The 22,274-nt window shown below is 56.2% G+C and carries 18 protein-coding genes; 4 read left to right on the plus strand and 14 right to left on the minus strand.

Features of this window, described 5'->3' with window-relative positions:
* Nucleotides 1-567 precede the first annotated feature (567 nt).
* The 9 genes from B9A24_RS05250 to B9A24_RS05290 form a co-directional block, all read right to left on the minus strand.
* On the minus strand, nt 568-1,146 hold the full coding sequence (locus B9A24_RS05250) for a NuoI/complex I 23 kDa subunit family protein (RefSeq protein ID WP_084444126.1): 579 nt from the start codon (nt 1,144-1,146) through the stop codon (nt 568-570).
* A gap of 64 nt (nt 1,147-1,210) precedes the next feature.
* Nucleotides 1,211-2,311, minus strand: coding sequence for an NADH-quinone oxidoreductase subunit NuoH (nuoH, locus tag B9A24_RS05255; protein WP_084444127.1), 1,101 nt, complete (start codon nt 2,309-2,311; stop codon nt 1,211-1,213).
* 73 nt (nt 2,312-2,384) lie between these two features.
* Complete coding sequence (locus B9A24_RS05260) at nt 2,385-3,386, minus strand: NADH-quinone oxidoreductase subunit G (protein WP_084444128.1); 1,002 nt, start codon at nt 3,384-3,386, stop codon at nt 2,385-2,387.
* A gap of 113 nt (nt 3,387-3,499) precedes the next feature.
* A complete protein-coding gene (gene nuoF, locus B9A24_RS05265; protein WP_084444129.1) occupies nt 3,500-4,840 on the minus strand; it encodes an NADH-quinone oxidoreductase subunit NuoF in 1,341 nt (446 codons plus the stop codon).
* 75 nt (nt 4,841-4,915) lie between these two features.
* Nucleotides 4,916-5,473 carry an NADH-quinone oxidoreductase subunit NuoE family protein gene (locus B9A24_RS05270; RefSeq protein WP_084444130.1) on the minus strand — a complete coding sequence of 186 codons (558 nt, stop codon included), beginning with the start codon at nt 5,471-5,473 and terminating at the stop codon, nt 4,916-4,918.
* Nucleotides 5,474-5,494: 21 nt separating this feature from the next.
* Nucleotides 5,495-6,757: an NADH dehydrogenase (quinone) subunit D gene (nuoD, locus tag B9A24_RS05275; protein WP_084444131.1), complete on the minus strand. Its 1,263-nt coding sequence runs from the start codon at nt 6,755-6,757 to the stop codon at nt 5,495-5,497.
* 18 nt (nt 6,758-6,775) lie between these two features.
* Nucleotides 6,776-7,342, minus strand: coding sequence for an NADH-quinone oxidoreductase subunit C (locus tag B9A24_RS05280; RefSeq protein WP_084444132.1), 567 nt, complete (start codon nt 7,340-7,342; stop codon nt 6,776-6,778).
* A 70-nt stretch (nt 7,343-7,412) separates the two neighbouring features.
* Nucleotides 7,413-7,970 carry an NADH-quinone oxidoreductase subunit B gene (locus B9A24_RS05285; RefSeq protein ID WP_084444133.1) on the minus strand — a complete coding sequence of 186 codons (558 nt, stop codon included), beginning with the start codon at nt 7,968-7,970 and terminating at the stop codon, nt 7,413-7,415.
* 71 nt (nt 7,971-8,041) lie between these two features.
* Nucleotides 8,042-8,434, minus strand: coding sequence for an NADH-quinone oxidoreductase subunit A (locus B9A24_RS05290; RefSeq protein ID WP_084444134.1), 393 nt, complete (start codon nt 8,432-8,434; stop codon nt 8,042-8,044).
* A gap of 128 nt (nt 8,435-8,562) precedes the next feature.
* Between B9A24_RS05290 and B9A24_RS05295 the strand changes: the two genes are divergently transcribed.
* Nucleotides 8,563-9,174 carry a Uma2 family endonuclease gene (locus B9A24_RS05295; RefSeq protein ID WP_084444135.1) on the plus strand — a complete coding sequence of 204 codons (612 nt, stop codon included), beginning with the start codon at nt 8,563-8,565 and terminating at the stop codon, nt 9,172-9,174.
* 73 nt (nt 9,175-9,247) lie between these two features.
* Here B9A24_RS05295 and pruA read toward each other — a convergent pair whose 3' ends face one another.
* From pruA to B9A24_RS05320, 5 genes are all read right to left on the minus strand, one after another.
* Nucleotides 9,248-10,918 (minus strand): L-glutamate gamma-semialdehyde dehydrogenase, encoded by a 1,671-nt coding sequence (gene pruA, locus B9A24_RS05300; protein WP_084444136.1) that lies wholly within the window; start codon nt 10,916-10,918, stop codon nt 9,248-9,250.
* Between the two features lie 146 nt (nt 10,919-11,064).
* Nucleotides 11,065-11,613 (minus strand): nucleoside/nucleotide kinase family protein, encoded by a 549-nt coding sequence (locus tag B9A24_RS05305; RefSeq protein WP_084444137.1) that lies wholly within the window; start codon nt 11,611-11,613, stop codon nt 11,065-11,067.
* Nucleotides 11,614-11,652: 39 nt separating this feature from the next.
* Nucleotides 11,653-12,375: a YjjG family noncanonical pyrimidine nucleotidase gene (locus tag B9A24_RS05310; RefSeq protein ID WP_084444138.1), complete on the minus strand. Its 723-nt coding sequence runs from the start codon at nt 12,373-12,375 to the stop codon at nt 11,653-11,655.
* 2 nt (nt 12,376-12,377) lie between these two features.
* A complete protein-coding gene (locus tag B9A24_RS05315; protein ID WP_084444139.1) occupies nt 12,378-12,674 on the minus strand; it encodes a (2Fe-2S) ferredoxin domain-containing protein in 297 nt (98 codons plus the stop codon).
* 16 nt (nt 12,675-12,690) lie between these two features.
* On the minus strand, nt 12,691-13,074 hold the full coding sequence (locus tag B9A24_RS05320) for an ArsR/SmtB family transcription factor (RefSeq protein WP_084444140.1): 384 nt from the start codon (nt 13,072-13,074) through the stop codon (nt 12,691-12,693).
* 208 nt (nt 13,075-13,282) lie between these two features.
* Here B9A24_RS05320 and B9A24_RS22580 point away from each other — a divergent pair, with 208 nt between their 5' ends.
* The 3 genes from B9A24_RS22580 (at nt 13,283) to B9A24_RS05335 (ending at nt 21,896) form a co-directional block, all read left to right on the plus strand.
* Entirely contained in the window at nt 13,283-15,643 is a 2,361-nt protein-coding gene (locus B9A24_RS22580; RefSeq protein WP_234997003.1) for an ATP-binding protein, read from the plus strand.
* 134 nt (nt 15,644-15,777) lie between these two features.
* Nucleotides 15,778-19,107 (plus strand): S41 family peptidase, encoded by a 3,330-nt coding sequence (locus tag B9A24_RS05330; RefSeq protein ID WP_084444141.1) that lies wholly within the window; start codon nt 15,778-15,780, stop codon nt 19,105-19,107.
* Between the two features lie 104 nt (nt 19,108-19,211).
* Nucleotides 19,212-21,896 (plus strand): M14 family metallopeptidase, encoded by a 2,685-nt coding sequence (locus tag B9A24_RS05335; protein ID WP_084444142.1) that lies wholly within the window; start codon nt 19,212-19,214, stop codon nt 21,894-21,896.
* Nucleotides 21,897-22,274: the final 378 nt, after the last annotated feature.

The following is a 22,274-nucleotide window of genomic DNA, read 5'->3' on the forward strand; positions in this document are numbered from 1 at the left end:
ATCAAACTAGGAAAGCGTTAGTGTCCAAAAGCTAGTTGTGGAGGCAGCATGGACATACGTAGCAATAATCGCGGCGTTTTATCTTATGCTCACCTTTTTGGTGAGTCAGCTTGTCTTTGAGTCAAGTAGCCATGTATTGATGGCGTCGTCAAACTCTACGATATATCGCCTATCACGCAATGAATTCCGCCTACTTAACGAGCGAAAAAAGGCTGAGGTATGCTCAGGCAAACTAATAGGTAGCCGTAGCGGCTTTGCTTTGTATGTGACTGCCTTGAGTGCAGCTCATCATGCAGTGACTAGTTGTTGGTGACGAACAAGGAAGGGGCCAAACTGAACTCTGATGCCGTTGTATCGCGCAACCACCCTAAGTGACACAAATCGCGACTAGCCAGCGCAAAAAGTTGGCCTCATTTACTTTTTCGTACATAGGCCGGTTGTGGATGAGGCTCCACTCTTGTTTGCTGGTATTGCACAAGAAGAGCCTGTACTTCGGTTATGCACCTAACTTAAATTACTTTGTCTGCGCCAGTATTGTAACTCATTAAGCGAAACTGTTTGTCAGACTCAGACAGCTTGCTGGGTCATTTTATTAAATAATGCTTGAGCTTGCTCCGGCGTGAGTTGAATACCACGCTGGGAGCGCGCGTCCGGCGACACGGGCTCTACCAGGCGGTCTTTGCCGTAGATAAACTCGTCGCGCTCGAAGCGTGGAGGAGCCATTTTATCGGCTTGCAGGTACACGGCGGCTTTCGGGCAGGCTTCTTCACAGAGGCCGCAAAAGATGCAGCGCAGCATATTTACCTCGTAGCTGACAGCGTACTTTTCTTCGCGGTAGAGGCCTTCTTCGCCTTTTTTACGCTCACCGGCCACCATCGTAATGGCCTCGGCGGGACAGGCCACGGCGCACAGGCCGCAGGCCGTGCACCGCTCCCGGCCCTGCTCATCGCGCTTGAGCACATGCAGCCCCCGGAAAATAGGGGAAAATGGCCGTGTCTCCTCGGGGTACCGAATGGTAGCCTTCTTAGAAAAGAAGTGCCGCATCGTAATGCTTAGACCTTGGAAAATAGCCGGCAAGTATGCCCGCTCAGCGAGCGTCATCGGCTTCTTTTCCAGTATCTTGGCTCTATTGCTTAAGGATTGCATGATGGTTAGTTTCTAAATCCGATAACATCGGATGAGCAGCCTGGGAATCTACTTATGAGCCGCATTACTGCAACAGCCACCACTTGGGCACCTGCGGGATGACGTTGAACAAAATAAGCCCCCCGGTGAGCAGAATGTTGAAGATGGCCAGCGGAATCAGGATTGTCCAGCCCAGGCGCATGAGCTGGTCGTAGCGGAAGCGGGGCAGCGTCCAGCGTACCCACATGAAAAAGAAGATAAAGGAGAAAATCTTGGCGAAGATAGTCACCACACCCAGGCCCGTGATGATATTGTGGGCTGTCACTGCTCCCTGCGACTCGGCCAGCCAGGCTTGCAACTCGTACTGGAAAGGGAAGTTGAAGCCCCCAAAATACAGCACGCTCATCACGGCCGAGGCCACGAATACGTTGATGTACTCGGCAAACAGGTACAGGCCCATTTTCATGGAGCTGTACTCGGTGTGGTAGCCACCCACCAGCTCCGTCTCGCACTCGGGCAGGTCGAAGGGCGTCCTGTTGGTTTCGGCAAAGGCGCAGACGATGAAGATGATAAAGCCTAATGGCTGCTTCACCACATTCCAGAAATACCACTCGCCGGGCACCGATTGTTGCAGCGTGATCTGACGCAACGACAACGTTTCGCTTACCATTAGTACGGCAATCAGGGCCATGCCCATGGCCAGCTCGTAGCTGATGTTCTGTGAAGCGGCCCGAATGGCCCCTAGTAGCGAGAACTTGTTGTTGGAGGCCCAGCCGCCGATCATGATGCCGTATACGCCCAGCGACACGACGCCGAAAATATAGAGCATTCCAATGTTTACCTCAATGCCTTGCAGCCAGATGATGGTGCTGCCGAATTGCAGGTAATTACCGAAGGGAATGACCGCCGACGCCATCAGGGCCGTGACCATGGCCAGACAGGGCCCAAAAACGAATAGGGCACGGTTGGAGCCGGCCGGAAAGAATTCTTCCTTGGTGAAGAGCTTCACGGCATCAGCCAGGGGCTGAAGCAGCCCGAAGGGGCCGGCGCGGTCTGGCCCGACGCGGTCTTGCAGAAAGGCGGCAATCACGCGCTCGGCATAGGTAGAGTACGTGGCAATGAGCAGCGAAACGCCGAACACGACTAGGATAACGAGGGCTTGCCAGCCCAGTGCGGGAAGTTCCATTCTTTGAGGTGCTGAGGTGCTGAGGTGCGATGTGCTGATTTTAAAGTGGCACATCAATGCATCAGCATATTAATTAATTACCTAGTTTCAGGGGAGGATTTTGCTCCAGGTCGCGCACGGAGCTTTCCGGTAAATCTGCGATTATCTGCGGATTTACCACCGGCAGCTCGTAGTGATTGGCCGAGATAACGGAGCTACGGTCAATGGCGGCGGGGCCCTCCAGGGTCCAGTCGGCGGTTTCTTTTTTCTCGAAGCGGCATTCGTTGCAAATCCACTCCTTCACCTCGCCGTACTCGTTTTTGCGGGCCGTGACGCGCAGCACGTCCTTGCCTTTGTACCAGAGTACCACGTTGCCGGTGCATTTGGGGCAGTCGCGGTGAGCATTCACAGGCTTAGTAAACCACACCCGCTGCTTGAAGCGCCAAGTTTTGTCGGTCAGAGCGCCAACTGGACATACGTCAATGACGTTACCAGAAAAATCATTATCAATGATATTCTCGATGTACGTACCGATTTCGGAAGCGTCGCCGCGACCAAGTACGCCGTGTACGCGGCCTGGAGTGAGCTGGTCGGCGGTGTACACGCAGCGGTAGCACAGGATGCAACGCGTCATGTGCAATTGAATCAGCGGGCCGATATCAATTTTTTCGAACGTGCGACGCTCTTCCTCATAGCGAGTGGTGGAAACTCCATGCTCGAAGGCGAAGTTCTGCAGGTCACACTCGCCGGCTTGGTCACATACGGGGCAGTCCAGGGGGTGATTGATGAGCAGCATTTCTACGATGCCCTTGCGCACGTTAAGTACCTGCTCGGAAGTAGTGTTCTCCACTACCATCCCGTCTTGGACAGGCGTGATACACGAGGCCACCAGCTTGGGCATCGGCCGTGGATCTTTAGTAGAACCAGCCGCAACGCGCACCAAGCAAGCCCGGCATTTGCCCCCCGAGCCTTTCAGCGGGGTATAATAGCACATGGCAGGCGGTACGATACCGCCGCCGATGGTGCGGGCCGCGTTGAGGATGGTCGTTCCGTCTGGAACTTCTACCTCAATGCCATCGAAAGTTATTTTAGCCATTATGAGTGGTCAGAAACGTATTGTCTGAACCGAAGCAAAGGTATTTCCCGCAGAGTTTCGCAGAGGATTACGCAGAGTTTCGCAGTGTTCAGTAAATGGTAAAGATGAATGACTTAAGCCAAAACGGCTTTGCCAGGGTACACCGCGCCATAGCGCGTTGCTTCCTGCGGATGCTTTACATGCCACTCAAACTCATCACGGAAGTGACGCACGGCAGCAGCTACCGGCCAGGCTGCCGCCTCGCCCAGGGGGCAAATTGTGTTGCCCTCAATCTGCTTAGCCACGCTCACGATCAGGTCAATGTCGTGCAAGGAGCCGTGGCCGTGCTCTAGGCGGTGCAATACTTTTTCGAGCCAGCCCGTGCCTTCGCGGCAGGGTGAGCACTGCCCGCACGACTCGTGGTGGTAGAAGCGCGAGAAATTCCAGGTATTGCGCACGATACAAGTCGTCTCGTCCATGGCAATAAAGCCCCCCGAACCCAGCATAGTACCCGTCACGAAGCCACCATCCGACAACGATTCGTACGTCATCAGACGTGGCTCGCCAGTGGCAGTTTTCAGGATAAGCTCCGTGGGCAGAATCGGTACGGAAGAGCCACCAGCTACTACCGCTTTCAGCTCACGCCCTTTCCAGATGCCGCCGCAGTATTCATCGGAATAGATGAATTCCTCAACAGGTACACCTAGCTCAATTTCGTAGATGCCAGGCTTATTCAAGTGGCCGCAGGCGGAAATAAGCTTGGTGCCTGTGCTTTTACCAATGCCGATTTTGGCGTACTCGTCGCCTCCTTCGTTCACGATAACCGGCACAGCCGCTATGGACTCTACGTTGTTAACAACCGTAGGCCGGGCATAAAGACCCTGCACAGCCGGAAATGGGGGCTTGTTGCGCGGGTTGCCGCGTTTGCCTTCCAGTGATTCCAGCAAAGCCGTTTCCTCGCCGCAGATGTAAGCGCCACCGCCGGGGTGCACGTGCAAATCCAAGGAGTAGCCCGAGCCGAGGATGTTCTCGCCCAGAAAACCAGCCGCATACGCCTCAGCAATGGCTTTTTCCAGAATACGCAGCACGTACAACAACTCGCCACGAATGTAGATGTAGCTGGTGCGTGCGCCCAACGCGTAGCTGCCCGTAATCATGCCCTCAATGAGCAAGTGCGGCAACTTTGACATCAGCTGACGGTCCTTGAAGGTACCGGGCTCCGATTCGTCGGCATTGCAAACGAGATAGCGAGGCACACCTTCCGGCTTAGCCAGAAAGCTCCACTTCAAACCCGTCGGGAAGCCCGCGCCGCCGCGCCCACGTAGGCCCGACTTCTTGACTTCCTCCACCACCTCGTCGGGCGTCATCGTCTTGAGGGCCTTTTCCACGGAGCGGTAGCCGCCGTGTTTGCGGTAGACCTCAAACGTGTCGATTCCTTCGACGTTTATATGTTCAGTTAATAGCTTGCGTCCCATGATTTCTCCAGCGTAAGGGGTAGGAGTGAAGGGTTAATTTGTATTTGTTTTCTAAGCGAGCAATGCGCTTGGAGGCTAAGATTTGGTTTTCTGCTCTTCCCACGGCAACAGCGGACGATGCACCATGCTACGCAACTCGTTTAGCATTGTATCTACCGCTTCAGGCGTTTCGAGGCTCTCGTAATACTTCTCCCGCACCTGCACAACCGGCGCAAACCCGCAAGCAGCCAAGCACTCCACCATCTTGATGGTAAACATCCCATCAGGTGAGGTTTCGCCTACTTTAGCTCCTGTAATGCGTTCTAGGTTCTCAGTAAGCTCATCCGAACCGCGCAACATGCAAGGACCTGTGCGGCAGATTTCGAGCACATGCTTGCCAACCGGTTTGAGGTTGAACATGGTGTAAAACGACGAAACCTCATATACTTCGATGGGCTTGATGTCCAAGGATTCAGCTACCAAATCCTGTACTTCGGGGCTTACCCAGCCACCAAACTCTGCTTGAGCAATGTGTAGCACCGGCAGCAAAGCCGATTTCTTGCGGTCTTCAGGGAATTGATTAATGATGCGCTTAATCTCGGCTTGGGCAGCGGCCGAAAATTGAGGCTTAGCGGGAGCAGTTGTAACTTCCATAGGGGACAAATTCAGCAAAAACTACGCGTCCAGCTCACCGGCAATTACGTTCATCGAGCTTAGAATCACGATGGCATCGGAGAGGCTGGTGCCTACTACCATTTCGGGGTAGGCCTGGTAGTAGATAAAGCAGGGGCGACGGAAATGCAGGCGATACGGCGTGCGACCACCATCCGAAACCAGGTAGAAGCCCAGTTCGCCGTTACCGCCTTCCACAGAGTGATATACCTCGCCCACCGGTGCTTCAATCTCACCCATGATGATTTTGAAGTGGTAAATCAGGGCCTCCATGTTTTTGTACACGGCCTGCTTGGGGGGCAAATAATAGTGTGGCGCGTCGGCGTGGAAAGGACCTTCGGGCAAATTGTCAAGCGCCTGGTTGATGATGCGCAAGCTCTGCCAGATCTCTTCGTTACGAACCAGGAAACGGTCGTAGGTGTCGCCATTAGTGCCTACCGGAATTTCGAAGTCGAAGTCCTCATAAGACGAATAGGGATTCATTACTCGTACATCGTAGTCGACGCCGGCGGCCCGCAGGTTCGGACCCGTAAAGCCGTAGTTCAATGCTTTCTCCGCCGTAATCGGGCCCACGTTTACCACGCGATCCATAAAGATGCGGTTGCGGTTGAACATGCTCTCAAACTCGCGCATTACGGCCGGAAACTCCTTCAGCCACTTGCGCAGCTTCTCGATAGCTACGGGCGTGAAATCTCGCTCCATACCGCCAATCCGACCCATGTTGGTAGTCAGACGAGCACCGCAGACCTCTTCGTAAATCTCGTACACCTTCTCCCGCTCCTGAAACAGGTAGAGGAAACCAGTGAAGGCACCCGTGTCCACACCCAGGATAGAGTTACAGATCAGGTGGTCCGTGATGCGGGCCAGCTCCATCATAATCACGCGCATATACTGTGCGCGCTTCGGAACGGTAATTCCCAGCAGCTTTTCCACCGTCATGTGCCAGCCCATGTTATTGATGGGACTGGAGCAGTAGTTCATTCGATCAGTGAGGGTCGTGATCTGGTAGAATGGCCGCCGCTCAGCTATTTTTTCGAAAGCCCGGTGAATGTAGCCAATGGTGGGGACGCCGGAAATAATCCGCTCCCCGTCCATTTGCAGGATGTTCTGGAAAATGCCGTGCGTAGCAGGGTGCGTCGGGCCCAGGTTCAGCGTCGTCAGCTCCTGGCTGAAGTCGTTGAGCGTGGGCACGAGCTGGTTATGCTGCTGCTCGCGGGCTTCCTGGTGAATCTTATGGGTGCTTTCCAGCGTGTCGTTTACTGCCATGATAAGGGTATCAGGGGCCTAGCGGCCGAAAAACAGGTCAGTTTTGTCTTCGCGGGTGCCATCCTCCAGCGGATATTCGCGCCGCATGGGGTGATAGTCCATATCCTCAACATTGAGAATGCGGATGAGGTTGGGATGGCCCGTGAAGATGATGCCGAAGAAGTCGAAAGCCTCGCGCTCCATCCAGTTCGCCGTGGCATGGATGTCGCTGAGGGTAGGAACGGCTGGATCGGTAATCGGGAAAAATATTTTAAGTCGGAGGCGCACATTATGCACCAAGCTGTGGAGATGATAAATCATCCCCAACTCCTGATCTTCCTGCTCAGGATAGTGAATCCCGCACATGGTAGTCAGAAAGTTGAACTGCATGGTTGGCTCGCCGTGCAGGGTCTGAATGATTTCGTGAATCCGCTCGCGCGTGGTAGTAGCCGTAAGCAAGCCGTAAGGCTCGTCTACATCCGTAAAAGCATCTTCGCCGAATAGCTGATGAAGGGTAGTGAGCACCCGAGCATTAGTCAGCTTATTAGGGTCGGTTTCGGCTACAGCAGTTTGAGCAACAGTGGATTCTTCGTTCGATTCAGCCATTTTTGAGAGGAACTATAAGTTGAGAGCAGCAGGAAGGATATATAAAGTCCTTCCTGCTGCTCTCAACTTCCTACTTGATGTTATAAGAGGCCAACAGCGCCTGGTATTCGGGCGAGTTGCGGCGGCGAATAGACTCGTTTCTAGCCAGATCCTGTACCCGCATCAATCCGTCGAGCACTTGCTCAGGACGAGGTGGGCAGCCGGGCACGTACACGTCTACGGGGATAATGCGGTCGATGCCTTGCAGCACGGAGTAGGAGTCAAAAATGCCCCCTGAGCAGGCGCAGGCACCCATAGCTAGTACCCAACGAGGCTCAGCCATCTGCTCATATACCTGCTTCACGATGGGAGCCATTTTCTTGGCAATGGTACCCATTACCATAAGCAAATCGGCCTGACGGGGCGAAAACGACGGCCGCTCGGAGCCGAAGCGGGAAATGTCGTAATGGGAGCCCATGGTAGCCATGAACTCAATACCACAGCAGGAGGTAGCAAAGGGCAACGGCCAGAGCGAGTTAGCGCGGGCAATGCCAACTACCTTTTCCAGGGAAGTAGCAAAGAAACCTGCACCCTCAACACCTTCCGGGGCCTCTACGGTTTTGATTTCAGGAACTCGTATATCAGTCATAAGAAAGAGTCAATTTCAGAGATGGGAATACCCATCTGACGAACACCAGCCAAGCCGCAAAAGTTTGGCGTTTAGCGCTCCGTCCAGCGTAGCACGCCCTTTTTGATGACGTACACGAAACCGGCCATAAGTAGGGCCAAGAAGATAATCATCTGCACGAAGCCTTCCGTTCCTAACGAGCGAAAGTTGACCGCCCAGGGATACATAAAGATGACTTCCACATCGAATAGCACGAACAGAATAGCTGTTAGGAAGTACTTCACCGAAATCGGCGTCCGGGCGTTACCCACCGACTCAATGCCGCACTCGAAAGAACTGTCTTTGACGGCGCTCTTACGATTGGGGCCTACTAGGTGAGATACGATCATCGCAAAAGCGACAAAAGCCAAAGCAAACCCAAGCTGAACCAGAATGGGTAGATAATCAGAAGGCTGGTATTGCGCAGCAGGAAGGGCAAGAAACATAGCAGCTGGATTAGGTCTGAGGGTAAATCAGCACTGAGGAGCAAAGGTAAGGCGTAAGCGATTGGGAACAAAGGTGAAGGTAGCAGGGTCGGGAAAGACGTATATTTGGAGAAACAGAAGGAAGCCTAATGGAACAGGTACGTAACGCAGCCACTCACTATACCGTCGAGGAGTACATGGCTCTGGAAGCGACCTCCGAGGTGCGCCACGAATTTTATCGCGGTGAGATTTGGGCGATGGCGGGTGCTACGGCTAATCACAACACAATTGCATTGCGCTGCGGCGCACGCTTACTGCCTATTGCTGACGAAAGAGGCTGCCGGGTATTCACCGAGAATGTTCAACTGGAAGTAGCGCAAGGAATTCAGTACACGTATCCCGATGTGATGGTGACTTGCCATGATGAGGACGTGACGGCCGAGCGTACCATGCGCCATCCATTGCTGCTCATCGAAGTGCTTTCTCCTTCCACCAATGACCGCGACCGGGTTTGGAAACTGTTTCGTTACCAGCGCTTGACTTCGTTGCGGCACTATCTGCTCATTTCTCAGCAGTACCAGGCCATAGAATGGTACTACCGCACCAGCGAAACCAGCGAGTGGCAGCGGCAACTACTGACCAAGCCGGAAGAGGCAGTGGAAATCCCTGAGTTAGCGACTCGCTTGTTGCTGGCGGATATCTACGCTAATCTGCGTGTTCCATTAGTAACCGACAACGAGCCTGAGGAACCTCAACTTTAAAAATTAACCTGTAATATATAAAAAGCCCCCCAGAACTTCTTCTGGGGGGCTTTTTTCGACTTAAGCAGAAAGGCTAAAAACCGCCCTGCCCAGTTATGTTCAGGTTCTCGCCCGTCTCGACACCCAGGAAAGGATAGCGATAATCCACGGGTGTCACGAAGGTTTCCTTGATGGCGCGGGGCGATACCCAGCGCAGCAGGTTCAGCATGGAACCGGCCTTATCGTTGGTGCCGCTGGCGCGAGCCCCACCAAATGGCTGCTGACCAACCACGGCGCCCGTAGGCTTGTCGTTGATGTAGAAGTTGCCGGCGGCATTCACCAAGCGCTTCGAGGCCAGGTCAATAGCATAACGGTCCTGGCCGAAGACGGCGCCGGTAAGAGCGTAGGGCGAGGTGCTGTCTACCAAGTCAAGGGTTTCTTCAAACCGGTCTGCCTCGTAGACGTGCATGGTCAATACTGGTCCGAATAGCTCCTCGCACATAGTCACGTACTTAGGATCTTTGGCTACCAGCACCGTCGGCTCCACGAAGTAGCCTTTCGACTTGTCATAATTGCCCCCCGCGATGATTTCTACCGCCGGGTCTTGCTTAGCGCCGTCGATGTACTTGGCCAGCTTATCGAAGGAAGATTCGCTGATAACGGCGTTGATGAAGTTGCCGAAATCCTCCACGTCGCCCATTTTCATCGACTTCAAGTCCTCCTGCAAATAGACTTTTACCTCCTCGTAGAGATTGGAGGGAATGTACACGCGGCTAGCGGCTGAGCACTTCTGACCCTGGTACTCAAATGCCCCCCGCGAAATAGCCGTAGCTACCTGCCGCGGGTGGGCCGAGTGGTGAGCCAGAATAAAGTCCTTGCCGCCCGTTTCGCCCACAATCCGCGGGTAAGACTTGTACTTGTGAATGTTCTGGCCGATGGTTTTCCAGATATTCTGGAAAACGCCCGTCGAGCCGGTGAAGTGAATACCCGCAAACTCAGGGTGATTAAAAATCACGTCTCCAGCCGTGGGGCCGTCCACGTACACGAGGTTGATAACACCGGCCGGTACGCCTGCTTCCTGGAACAGCTCCATCAGCACGTGGGCCGAATAAATCTGGGTATTGGCAGGCTTCCACACCACCACGTTGCCCATCAGCGCGGCCGACGTGGGCAGGTTGCCGGCAATAGACGTGAAGTTGAATGGCGTTAGCGCAAACACGAAGCCTTCGAGCGGCCGGTGCTCCAGGCGGTTCCACATGCCGGGCGACGACTCAGGCTGCTGCTTATAGATTTCCTGCAGGAAATGCACGTTGAACCGGAAGAAGTCGATCAGCTCGCAAGCTGCATCGATTTCGGCCTGATAGGCGTTCTTGCTCTGGCCCAGCATAGTTGCTGCATTCAGACGGGCACGATAAGGGCCAGCCAATAGCTCGGCAGCTTTCAGGAAAATAGCAGCGCGGTGCTCCCAAGGTAGCTCAGCCCAGTCGCGGCGAGCGGCCAAAGCCGCCTCGATGGCTTGGGTTACGTGCGTGCCATCACCCTCGTGGAACTGGCCCAGCACCTGCTTATGGTCGTGGGGGGGCGAAATAGTTTTGGTCTTGCCCGAGCGCACTTCCTGTCCGCCGATATACATTGGAATATCTACCTGCTGCTGCTTGAGGTCGCGCAGAGCCTGTTGCAGCTCGGCGCGCTCCTTGGAGCCGGGCGCGTAGCCTTTTACGGGTTCGTTAATCGGGGTGGGAACGTTGAAAAAGCCGTTGGCCATGGAGTTAGTCTTTGGGTGTAGGTTTATTGATGGGGGACGGGGGCAAAGGTAACAGGGAGTTGAACAACCATGATTAGACGTAGTTGCTAGCTCATTTCTGTGCCCGATTTGGTATTGGCCCCGTCGGGAAGGCTTTAGAGCTACGTCTACAGTCCCACCAATAGCGCCAGCACTTGCTCCTTTAATTCGTCCTGCGAGCCCGTATTGTGGATAATAGTAGCGAAGTGTGGATAAGTATCCATCATCGTTTCGCTGGGGTGATTATCATCGCGGGTGCCGTCGCCGCGCTGACTGAGCGGGTCGCCTTCTACGCGCAACATTTGCCCCCCACGTTCCCGAATAGGGTCAGCTTCGTTGGCAAAACGTATATCAGGCACAATTACAAACTGATCCTCGGGCAGGCGGGCAAAGAAGGCTTTCACCCAAATTTCCGGCTCCCATGCGCGCAGGGCGTGACCTACTTGCTGGAGCATTTCGCCGCGGGTGCGCCCAAAGATGGGTAGCAGCTGCGCTTTGCCATCCTGGTAGTAGTAGGGGGCAACTGCCTCGCCGGCCAAGGTGGCGCACACCGCCTTGATGGCGTCGCCGAAGGAAAGAATCTGCCAGTTGCGCTCGGGCTGCAATTGTTGGATGAGGCGGGCTACGGTATCCTTCCCGCTGCCTCGCTTCCCCGAAATACCGAGTAAGTGTATCATATCGGCGCAAAGGTAGAAGGCATTAAGCGCCTTTCGTTCCTACAAAATCTCCTTTAGCTCGCTCAAACAGCTAATCTCGTAGGTCACCTCATTGAAATGCCGCCGCTTTTCGGGGTTAAAATACACCTGATCGATGCCGGCATTAAAGGCCCCCAGCACGTCGCATTCCAGGTTATCGCCAATCATGAGGCTTTCCTCGGCACTAGCGCCGGTGCGCTCTAGAGCGTGCTCAAACATGCGGCGGTCGGGCTTAAGGCAGCCGCTGCACTCGGAGGTAATTACCTCTTGGAAGTAGGGCGTGAGCTGCGATGAGTCGAGCTTGATATATTGGATTTCCTTGAAGCCGTTGGTTATCAAATGCAGCGTGTATTTGGTCTGCAAATACCGAAGCATGTCGTACGTAAAGGGGAACACGGCCGACTTGGTGGGCAGCAAGTCCGTGAAATGCTGGGAAATGCCTTCGGGCACGTCGGCTTCAGCTACGCCGAGCCGCACGAGCGTGCGCGTGAAGCGGGTGCTGCGCAACTGCTGCTGCGTGATTTTGCCCCCCTGGTATAAGCGCCACAGCGCGTGGTTGATGTCGCGGTAGCGGTCGATAAATTCCTCCACGGTGAATGTGCCGAAACGGCCTAAATCATAGTGGATGAAAAGCGTACGCAGGGTTTCGTCGGCGTTCTTCTCAAAGTCCCACAGGGTATGGTCGAGGTCGAAGAACAGATGGCGATACGCTTTGGCGGGGCGAAAGGAAGAGCTGGGGGGCATTTTTAATCAAGTAGGAGTTTGGATACAACGCGCCCGTGGAGCAGATGTTCGTGCACGATGGCTGGCGCGTCGTCGGGCTGGACGTCACCGTAGAGGGCGCCGTCGGGATAAACAATTAGGGCCGCGCCGCAGCTTTTCTTGCAATGCTTACACACATCGAGGCAGCCAGTGGGGAGGGCGCGGTTGAGCTTTTTGCTCAGGCCGTGCTTTTTAATCTCTTTCTTTAAAGCCTTCACTACGTCGCGGCCTACCTCGCTTTTCTGGTTGGTGCAAACGAAAAGGTGATGTTCGTATTTCATACTACTTACTGCGTGATCAGCCAATCCAACGGCGATTCTGGAGTTTATACGCGGCCAGCTCCCTATTCGACCAGAGGGTTTGGTAAATCTGCTGATCGCGCACGAGCTGGGCGTCTTTTTCCATGTAACCCAAAAACGGATGAACCAGGTCCGCCATCTCGTCCTTTATAAAATAGAATGCCCAGTTGTCGAGCCGCCGGAAGCTGACCAAGCCGGCATTTTTCAGATGCAATAACTGGCGGGAGGTTTTGGTTTGGGTGAAGTCCAGCACCTGCTCCAGGTCGGAGATGCACATTTCCTGATTGCGCCAGAGCAGATGCAGCATCCGCACCCGCGACTCGTCGCCGAGGGCCTTAAATAATTGCTGACCAAAGGCCACACTGAAGTGTTTGAGGCGCATTTTTTACCAAACAAAGCAGGGAAAAAGCCCCCCGCACTTACACGAAACAAATTTACGCCCCGGCCGCGTCTTGCCGCTAAAAACGGGTTGTAGATTCTACTGGCAGGCACCGGGTAAATAGTTAGCTTGCTGCTATAAAGCCCAACTTTAACTTGGATTAATTCCAGCCACGAGAAGTAGCTCTTTGCGTGGTCCTGCCTCTGCCGCTATGCGTTACTTTCTCTTGCTAGTGGCCTGCGGGCTGCTGGCCCTGCCCACCCCAACGGCTGCTCAAGCGCCCGTCGACCCTGCCGAATTGCAGACTACGCGCCTGTCCAGCGACAGACCGGGGAGCGCACAGACCGCGTCGGCCCGCTACCGCTACTGGGAGGCCAACCCCAATTCACTGCGGCAAGTGCTCACGAAGCAGCGTGCCGACACGGCCCGCCTACGTACTCTGATGCACCTGGTCGATGTAGACCCCGTTTGGAGTACAACTAAACCCCAGGTGGAAGAGACGGCAGAACTGGCCGTACTCAGCGCCCGGCTCCAGCGCCCGGAGCAGCGGGCCTATCGCTTACTGGCCAGCGGAAATCGACTCTACCAATCCAAAGCCGTGGCGGCCGCGCTCGACACCCTGCAGGCGGCAGTGTCCGCGTTTGACCGGCTGGGTCGGCCAGTGCCTATGCTGCTGTCTGCTCTGCGCGACCTTTTCAGCGAGCTGAACCTGCTAGAGGCTAGGGGCCGCTACTTTCACTCCAAGCTGGCGTATTATCGGCAGCGGGACGCGACGGAAAACATGGCCCCGTGCCACCACGGCTTGGGCGGCTACTACTTAGGCCGTGGCGACTACAACCAAGCCCTGAGCCACTACTTGCAGGACGTGGCGCTATTTGGCACCTTTAATCGCGTATATTCCTACACCCAGCTGGCGGGCGTCGGCGGCCGCTATGCCGAGTGGGGCAATACCGAAAGGGCGTTGCACTACCTCCAGCAGGCCGTGGCTGGGCTGCGCAGTTACCGAGGCGACCTGTTCTATGCCTATAAAACCATGGCGGAGGTGTATCTGCAACGGCAGGAGTACCCGGCCGCCCGGCGCGCCCTCGACCAGGCCCTGCTGCCTCCAACGGGAAAGGAACTCTACCCCTTGGTCAGGAAGAAAGCCTATACCCTCACGCTCCACAGTGCGGTGCTACTAGCCCAGGGCCATATAGCCGAAGCCCGCCCGCTCCTGCAGGCCGCCCAGCACTTGGTCGACTCGCTCGGCATCCCCTTTTACTCCGGCATCGGCTCTTTAGAGCTGGACGCAACCTGGGCCCGGTACTACGTAGCGCAGGACAACATGGCGCGAGCGGAAACCCATTGGCTAGCCGCCTATGGTAAAGCCCAGCAGAGCCGCATAAAACCCCTACGGCTGGCCTACCTGCGGGAGCTGACCCGCTTTTACCAGCAGCAGGGACAGCCCGGCCCCGCTGCGCGCTATGCCGTATCGGCCTTGGCATTGGCAGACTCGCTCGACGCGAGGGAAGGGGCCTTGCACGTGGCCCGTTACGAAATCGAGCAAGCCACAGAGGCTCAACAGGCGCGCATTGCACGCCTACGGCAAACCCAGCAGCAGGACGCTGCTCGTGCCCGCCGCCAGCGAAACATCCTTTGGGCCGTGCTGGGTGGCGCCGTGTTGTTAGGGGGTGTGGCGGCCGCCCTCTACTACGCCTTTCGCCGCTCCGAACGGCTCAAGCAGCTGGTCACCGAGCAGAAGCAGGATTTGCAAAGCCAGCGTGACCAGCTCGACACCTCGCTCACGGAGTTGCGCGTCACCCAGGCCCAGCTCATCCAGAAAGAGAAAATGGCTAGCCTGGGCGAACTCACGGCTGGTATTGCCCACGAAATTCAAAACCCGTTGAACTTCGTGACCAACTTCTCCGACGTGAGTGCTGAGTTGATGCTTGAGTTGCAAGAAGCGCAACTCGCGGGGGATGGAGAGGAGGTGGCCGCCTTGGCCGGAGATGTGACCGAGAATCTGACCAAAATCCGGCAGCACGGGCAGCGCGCTTCTGGTATTGTCCGGGGTATGCTGGAGCACGCCCGCCCCAGTACGGGAGAACGGAAACCCAACGACCTGAACGCGCTCTGCGACGAGTATTTGCGCTTAGCTTACTATGGGCTGCGCACGAAGGACGCGGCATTTCAAGCCGAGCTACAAACGGATTTTGCCCCCCACTTGCCGCTGGTAAACTTGGTCGGCGCCGACATTGGGCGCGTGCTGCTGAACCTAGGCAGCAATGCCTTCTACGCTCTGCAAGAACGGCAGCAACTGGGCGAAGCAGGCTACCAACCCACTCTCAGCGTCCGGACAATACAACTCGACCGGCACGTAGAGATTCAGGTGCGAGATAATGGCATGGGTATGAATGAGCAGGTCCAAGCCAAAATCTTCCAACCTTTCTTTACCACGAAGCCGCCTGGAGAAGGTACCGGCCTGGGCTTGTCCTTGAGCTACGACATCATTACCCAAGGCCACGGCGGCACGCTCACCGTGGAGAGTAAAGAAGGCCACGGCACGGAGTTCACCATCACCCTACCCGTTTAGCTTATCTGATGATCCAGAAAGGATGAATGGGCCACACAGCCGCCATTTCCACTGCTGATGCATCTGCCTATCTGCTATATTAAAGGCTCTGATAAAGCTGCTCCCTCACTTCGTCAAGTTTCTTACAGTAATCTATGCCACATCCCTACAAACTGCTGCTTTTAGCCCTATTGCTCGGCAGCGCCGCGCTGGCACAAACTGCTCCACCCGAAACCCTACTGCTGCGCGAACCCGCTCTGAGCCGCGACAAACTAGCCTTCAGCTACGCCGGCGATATCTGGACGGCGAACCGCGACGGCAGCAACCCGCAGCGGCTGACGGTGGGGCCGGGAGTAGAAACCAGCCCCCGCTTCTCGCCCGACGGCCAGTGGATTGCCTACACCGGCGACTACGACCGGAACTCGGATATTTATGTGGTGGCGGTCAGCGGCGGTCAGCCCCGTCGCCTCACCTGGCACCCCTCGGCCGAAGTAGTGCGCGACTGGACGCCCGATGGAAAGAATATCTTGTTTAGCAGCTCGCAGGAAGCCTATGCACGGTCACTGCAACTGTTTACTGTGCCGGTGGCCGGTGGCCTGCCTACCCGCCTGCCTTTGCTCATGGGCGAAAAGGGTAGCTACTCGGCCGATGGTCAGCGCTTGGCCCACACGCATATTACCGATGCTACCGCTACCTGGAAACATTACCGGGGTGGCCGCACGGGGCCCATCTGGCTCACTGACCTGAAAACGCTGGCCACGGAGGAGGTGCCGCACGAAAATGCTACCGATACCAGCCCGCTGTGGCTGGGGGGCAAAATTTACTTTCTCAGTGACCGGCAGCGCACCAACAACGTGTTTGTGTACGACGTGGCCTCGAAAAAAGTGGAGCAGCTTACCCGCCACACCGACTATGATGTCAAGTCGCTGGGCGGCTACGGCTCGGAGCTCGTGTACGAGCAGGCCGGGCGATTGTACCTGCTTAATACCGGCTCTGGGGAAGCTAAGGGCATCAAAATCAGCATTTCGCCCGAGGTATTAGCCTTACGGCCCCAATACCGCAACGTGGCGACTATGGTGCGCTCGGCCGCTATTTCGCCTACCGGTATGCGGGCGGTAGTGGAAGCGCGCGGCGACATTTTTACGGTGCCCGCTAAGAAAGGGGAAAGCCGCAACCTGACCCATTCGGACGGTGCCCACGAGCGCTATCCCGCCTGGTCGCCCGACGGTACCCGTATTGCCTATGTCTCGGATGTGTCAGGCGAGTATGAGTTGCAGGTGCATGACCAGCGCGGCATCAAACCCGCGCAGTCCTATTCGCTAGGGCCGCCTTCGTTCTACTATCATCCGCTTTGGTCACCCGACAGCAAGAAGATTGCTTATACCGACAAAAAGCTGAATCTGTGGTATCTGGACCTGGATAAGAAAAAGCCCGTGCGCGTGGCCTCCGATGCCTATGGTCCGCTGCTCGATGATGCGGTGATGGCGCCGGCCTGGTCGCCGGATGCCCAGTGGCTGGCTTACTCGGTTCAGATGCCAAACCACTTGCGAACCGTGGTTGTGTACCACTTGCCTTCGGGGCGGCGCTTCGCCATCAGCGACGGGCGCAGCGATGCTACCTCGCCCGCGTTTAGCCGCGACGGGAAGTATCTCTTCTTTGCGGCCAGCACCGACGTGGGCCTGCGCACCACCTGGCTCGACATGAGCTCCTACGACCGGGTAAGCAAGCGCACGCTGTACGTGGCCGTGCTCAATAAAAAGGACGATTCGCCTTTTGCCCCCCAGAGCGACGAGGAAAAGGAGGCGATGAGCAAACCCGACTCGGTAGCGGTGGGGAAGCCCACGGGCAACCGCGCGGCGCCAAAAGTCGCCGTAAAAGATTTGCGCGGCAAGAAGCCCGAGGCTGTGAAAGTCGTAATCGACACGGCGGGAATGAGCCAGCGCGTGCTGGTGGTGCCTGGCTCGGCGGTGGGCGAACTCAGCAACGTGCAGGTAGCCGACGCTGATAAGCTATTTTATCTGGAAGAAATGCCCCCCAGCGCCGCCGCTGGCCCCACAGCCACCGCTCCGGAGCCTACCCAGCGCCTGCACCGCTTCGACCTAAAGGACCGCAAGGACGAGATATTCCTCAGCGACCTGACGGGTTATGCCTTGAGCGCCGACGGCAAAAAGATCCTTTACTTAGGGCCCAAGGATACCTATGGCATTGTGGAAGCTGCTGGCAAACCTGCGGCCGGAGATGGCAAGCTCGCTCTCACGGCCCTGGACGCGTATATCGACCCGCGCCACGAATGGCAGCAGATGTTTAATGAGGTGTGGCGCCTGGAGCGCGACTATTTCTACGACCCCAAGATGCACGGCCTTGACTGGGCGGCAACGAAGAAAAAGTACGCAGCTTTCTTGCCCCACGTGGCGCACCGCGCCGACCTTAACTACCTCTTTGCCGAGATGATGGGCGAAATGGTAGTTGGCCACAACTACGTAAATGGTGGCGACCTGCCCGCCCTGACGCCTAGTCCCGTGGGTCTGCTCGGGGCCGACTACGAAGTGGTAAACGACCATTACCGGTTCAAGCGGGTGTTCAATGGGGAGAGCTTCAACCCCGGTCTGCGTGCCCCGCTTACCGGGCCCGGCGTAAGCGTAGAGGCTGGTGACTACCTGTTGGCGGTCAACAATCGTCCCCTACGCGGCACGGACAACGTGTACAGCTTCTTCGAAAATACGGTGGGCAAGCAAATTACGCTCACGGTAAACGACCAACCCACGCTACGCGGTGCTCGCGAAGTAACGGTGGTGCCCGTAGCCAGCGAAGCTACGCTGCGCCGCATTGCCTGGGTAGAAGGCAACCGGCGAAAAGTAGACGAGCTGACGGGCGGGCGCGTGGCTTATGTGTACCTGCCTAACACCAGCGCCGAGGGCTACGAGTTTTTCAACCGCTACTACTTTAGCCAGTTAGATAAAGAAGCCGTCATCGTGGATGAGCGCTTTAATGGCGGGGGCTTTGTGGCCGACTACATCCTCGACTTGCTCAATCGCCCTTTGCTCAGCTACTGGGCCCCACGGGAAGGAAAGGCATTTACTTCGCCGGGCGCATCCATCTATGGACCCAAGGTGATGCTAGTGAATGAGTTTGCTGGCTCAGGCGGCGACGCTCTGCCCGCGTTTTTTCGGCGGCGCGGGCTCGGCACCATCGTAGGTAAGCGCACCTGGGGCGGCCTGGTGGGCATTTCGGGTTACCCGGTGCTGATGGACGGCGGCACCGTGACTTCGCCTAGCTTTGCCATCTATAGCCCCGAGGGGAAGTGGGAAATCGAAAACGAAGGGGTAGCGCCGGACATCGAAGTAGATGTATTGCCCAATGCCACTCAGAATGGCGCCGACCCGCAGCTGGCCAAAGCCGTGGAGGTTATACTGGGAGACTTAAAAAAACAGTCTTTCAAGCCCGTACCGATTCCCGCTCAATATCCGGAACGCGGTAAAGAGTAGTCAACGTGTCGATTAATTAACGGTGGGGGGCAAATTTTGCCCCCCAGCTGCCTTGTATACTACTTACTAGTGATTTTATACTCACCCTACTTTCTTGCCCTGAGATGAAAAAGTATTACGGTTTGCTGCTGCTCTTGCTGGCCACGCTAACGGCCTTGGCTCAATCCAAATCCAATCTGGCGTATTACCTGCCCCAGACGGTGACCTACAACCCAGCCATCCCGACGCCGGCCTCGGTGCTGGGCTATGAAGTAGGTGAATGGCACGTGAGCCATGACCAATTGCTTATGTATATGCGGGCCGTGGACGCTGCCTCCGATCGGGTGACCCTCACGGAATACGCCCGCACCCACGAGCACCGGCCGCTGGTGCTACTGACGATTACCTCGCCGGAAAACCAGCGCAACATCGCGCAAATCAAGGCGGAGCATCACCAGTTGACCGACCCGGCCGTATCGGGTCGGCTCGATATCAGCCGGATGCCGGCCGTGCTCTGGATGGGTTACAGTGTGCACGGCAGTGAGCCCAGCGGCACCAATGCCTCTCTGCTAGCCGTGTATTATCTGGCGGCGGCCCAGGGCCCGGCCATCGACGAGACGCTGCGCAATACGGTGATTCTGGTGGATCCTAGCATCAACCCCGATGGCATGAGCCGTTTCGCGGGTTGGGTAAATTCGCGGCGCAGCAAGAACCTCGTTACGGACCCGAACAACGTGGAGCAAAACGAAGTATGGCCGGGTGGGCGCTTCAATCACTATTGGTTTGACTTGAACCGCGACTGGCTGCCGTTGCAGCACCCGGAGTCGCGCGGCCGCTTACAGCAGTTTCATGACTGGAAGCCCAACTTGCTGACTGACCATCACGAGATGAGCAGTAACTCCACTTTTTTCTTCCAGCCGGGCGTGCCCTCCCGCAAGCACCCCCTCACCCCGGAGCGTAACTTCGAGTTGACCAAGAGCATCGGCGCCTACCACGCCAAAGCCCTGGACAAAATCGGCTCCCTGTACTTTACGGAAGAGAATTACGACGATTTCTACTACGGCAAGGGCTCGACTTATCCCGACGTGAACGGGGCGGTAGGAATTCTGTTTGAGCAGGCCAGCTCGCGGGGACATGCCCAGGAAACGGTAAATGGCATACTGCGCTTCCCCTTTACCATTCGCAACCAGGTAACCACGACGCTCTCGTCTATTGAAGCGGTGCAGGCCCTGCGGCCAGAGCTGCTTGCCTACCAGCGCGACTTCTACCAAAAAGTGGCCGGCGAAGCCCGTAACCAGGGCGTACGAGCTTATGTGTTTGGCGCCGATCAAGACCCCGCCCGCAGCTATGAGCTGGCCCGTATTATCCGGCAGCACCAAATTGCCGTGTACCGCCCCAAAAGTGCGCTAACGCTGGGTGGTCATATGTTTAGCCCCACGAATGCTTACGTAGTGCCGACCGACCAGCCTCAGTTTCGGCTGATACAGGCCATGTTTGAGTCGCGCACAAAGTTTCAGGATAGTATCTTCTACGACATCTCTGCCTGGACCTTGCCCTACGCGTTCGGCCTCAACACGGCGGCAGTCACGAAAGCCCCGAAAGCGGGGCTGCTAGGTCAGCGCCTCGATAGTGTTAGTTTCCCCATGGGTCGGGTGCTGGGCGACAAAAACGCCTACGCCTATGCCTTTAGCTGGCATGGCTATTATGCCCCCCGGGCGCTGAATACCTTATTGGCCCGGAAAGTAACTGTGAAAGTGGCTACCGAGCCCTTTTTTATTGGCGATACCAAGATGGACTATGGCAGTATAATGGTGCCCGTAGCCTCACAGTCGCTGCCAGCCGATTCGCTGCACGCCCTGATGCAGCGAATTGCGGTGCAAAACGGGCTCGACGTGCTAGCCATTACCACGGGCTTGTCGCCCCAAGGGCTGAAACTGGGCAGTGTGAACTTTGTCACGTTGAAAAAGCCGGAAATTATGCTGCTGGCCGGCCAAGGCGTTAGCCCCACTGATGTAGGCGAGGCATGGCACCTGCTTGATAACCGCTTCGATATGGCCACCAGCTTAGTAGCCCCCGACGCGCTGGACCGGGTTAACTTAGACCGCTACACAGTCATTGTCGTGTCCGATGGCACCTACGGCGGCATTACGCCCGCAAGCCGGGAGAAGCTGCGGGCGTGGGTGCAGCGGGGCAACACCTTGCTGGCTATTGGAAGGGGAGCTAAATGGCTGGCCGACAACGGTATGTCGACTACCCGGTTTAAGGCAGCAGGAACCGCTCCGGCTCCCATGGCCCCAGAAACGGTGGCATCACCCGTGGCTTCTAATACGACTAAAGCGCCGGCTGCTTCCCCAGCTTCAGCACGAGCCGGCACGCCTACTGCCGGCCTGCCGCCTCAGCAGCCATACGTTGGGATGCGCAACACTGCCAGTGCCCAGGAAATATCGGGGGCCATTTTTAGCGTCCGCCTCGATCTGACGCACCCGCTGGGCTATGGCTATGAAAGCCCCGACGTGCACCTATTTCGCGACCATACCTTGTTTATGGAACGCTCAGCGAGCCCTTACGCTAACCCGCTCATGTACACGGCCCGCCCCTTGGCTAGTGGGTTCATATCTAAAGCCAATGAGTTGAAGCTGCGTAACACGGCTGCCGTCGACATTGCCGACGTGGGTGCCGGTCGTATTATATCACTGGTCGATGACCCGAATTTCAGGGCATTTTGGTACGGCACCAACAAGCTGTTTCTCAACAGCATCTTCTTCGGCCAGTTTATACGCGCTGGCAGCCCAACCCCGAGTGAGGAGTAGCCACTGAATGCCAGTTTGCTTACTTCAATCTGACTGGGCTCGGGCTGAAAGAGAAGGCAGGAGTTAGTCATTAGGCGCCAAATACTAACTTCCACTTCGCCTGGTAGCAATCCGTGCGAAGCTTGTTCGTTCTATACAGGGGCCACGTAGCTATCGGTGTACACGGCTGCCCTGAGCCACCTTTCGTTCGGGGGCTAATTTTCCTTCCTATCCAACGGTTTAGAAAAAGATTACAACCTTTTAAGTGGTTATAGCCTCACAAGGGAGGGAAGTCAAGGTTGTCAGGAAGGTCTTTGAATCGGTAATCCTGGTCTAACCCTGCCTTTTGCTCGTATTATTGCAGTATAGCACACCCAAGTATGTTTGATAGGAGTCGAA

The organism is Hymenobacter roseosalivarius DSM 11622, from assembly GCF_900176135.1.
Taxonomy (GTDB): domain Bacteria; phylum Bacteroidota; class Bacteroidia; order Cytophagales; family Hymenobacteraceae; genus Hymenobacter; species Hymenobacter roseosalivarius.

Bases quoted from the DNA above. Each gene is read 5' to 3' on its own strand.
- B9A24_RS05250 (WP_084444126.1), bottom strand. From the start codon at position 1,146: ATGCAATCCTTAAGCAATAGAGCCAAGATACTGGAAAAGAAGCCGATG.
- nuoH (WP_084444127.1), bottom strand. From the start codon at position 2,311: ATGGAACTTCCCGCACTGGGCTGGCAAGCCCTCGTTATCCTAGTCGTG.
- B9A24_RS05260 (WP_084444128.1), bottom strand. From the start codon at position 3,386: ATGGCTAAAATAACTTTCGATGGCATTGAGGTAGAAGTTCCAGACGGA.
- nuoF (WP_084444129.1), bottom strand. From the start codon at position 4,840: ATGGGACGCAAGCTATTAACTGAACATATAAACGTCGAAGGAATCGAC.
- B9A24_RS05270 (WP_084444130.1), bottom strand. From the start codon at position 5,473: ATGGAAGTTACAACTGCTCCCGCTAAGCCTCAATTTTCGGCCGCTGCC.
- nuoD (WP_084444131.1), bottom strand. From the start codon at position 6,757: ATGGCAGTAAACGACACGCTGGAAAGCACCCATAAGATTCACCAGGAA.
- B9A24_RS05280 (WP_084444132.1), bottom strand. From the start codon at position 7,342: ATGGCTGAATCGAACGAAGAATCCACTGTTGCTCAAACTGCTGTAGCC.
- B9A24_RS05285 (WP_084444133.1), bottom strand. From the start codon at position 7,970: ATGACTGATATACGAGTTCCTGAAATCAAAACCGTAGAGGCCCCGGAA.
- B9A24_RS05290 (WP_084444134.1), bottom strand. From the start codon at position 8,434: ATGTTTCTTGCCCTTCCTGCTGCGCAATACCAGCCTTCTGATTATCTA.
- B9A24_RS05295 (WP_084444135.1), top strand. From the start codon at position 8,563: ATGGAACAGGTACGTAACGCAGCCACTCACTATACCGTCGAGGAGTAC.
- pruA (WP_084444136.1), bottom strand. From the start codon at position 10,918: ATGGCCAACGGCTTTTTCAACGTTCCCACCCCGATTAACGAACCCGTA.
- B9A24_RS05305 (WP_084444137.1), bottom strand. From the start codon at position 11,613: ATGATACACTTACTCGGTATTTCGGGGAAGCGAGGCAGCGGGAAGGAT.
- B9A24_RS05310 (WP_084444138.1), bottom strand. From the start codon at position 12,375: ATGCCCCCCAGCTCTTCCTTTCGCCCCGCCAAAGCGTATCGCCATCTG.
- B9A24_RS05315 (WP_084444139.1), bottom strand. From the start codon at position 12,674: ATGAAATACGAACATCACCTTTTCGTTTGCACCAACCAGAAAAGCGAG.
- B9A24_RS05320 (WP_084444140.1), bottom strand. From the start codon at position 13,074: ATGCGCCTCAAACACTTCAGTGTGGCCTTTGGTCAGCAATTATTTAAG.
- B9A24_RS22580 (WP_234997003.1), top strand. From the start codon at position 13,283: ATGCGTTACTTTCTCTTGCTAGTGGCCTGCGGGCTGCTGGCCCTGCCC.
- B9A24_RS05330 (WP_084444141.1), top strand. From the start codon at position 15,778: ATGCCACATCCCTACAAACTGCTGCTTTTAGCCCTATTGCTCGGCAGC.
- B9A24_RS05335 (WP_084444142.1), top strand. From the start codon at position 19,212: ATGAAAAAGTATTACGGTTTGCTGCTGCTCTTGCTGGCCACGCTAACG.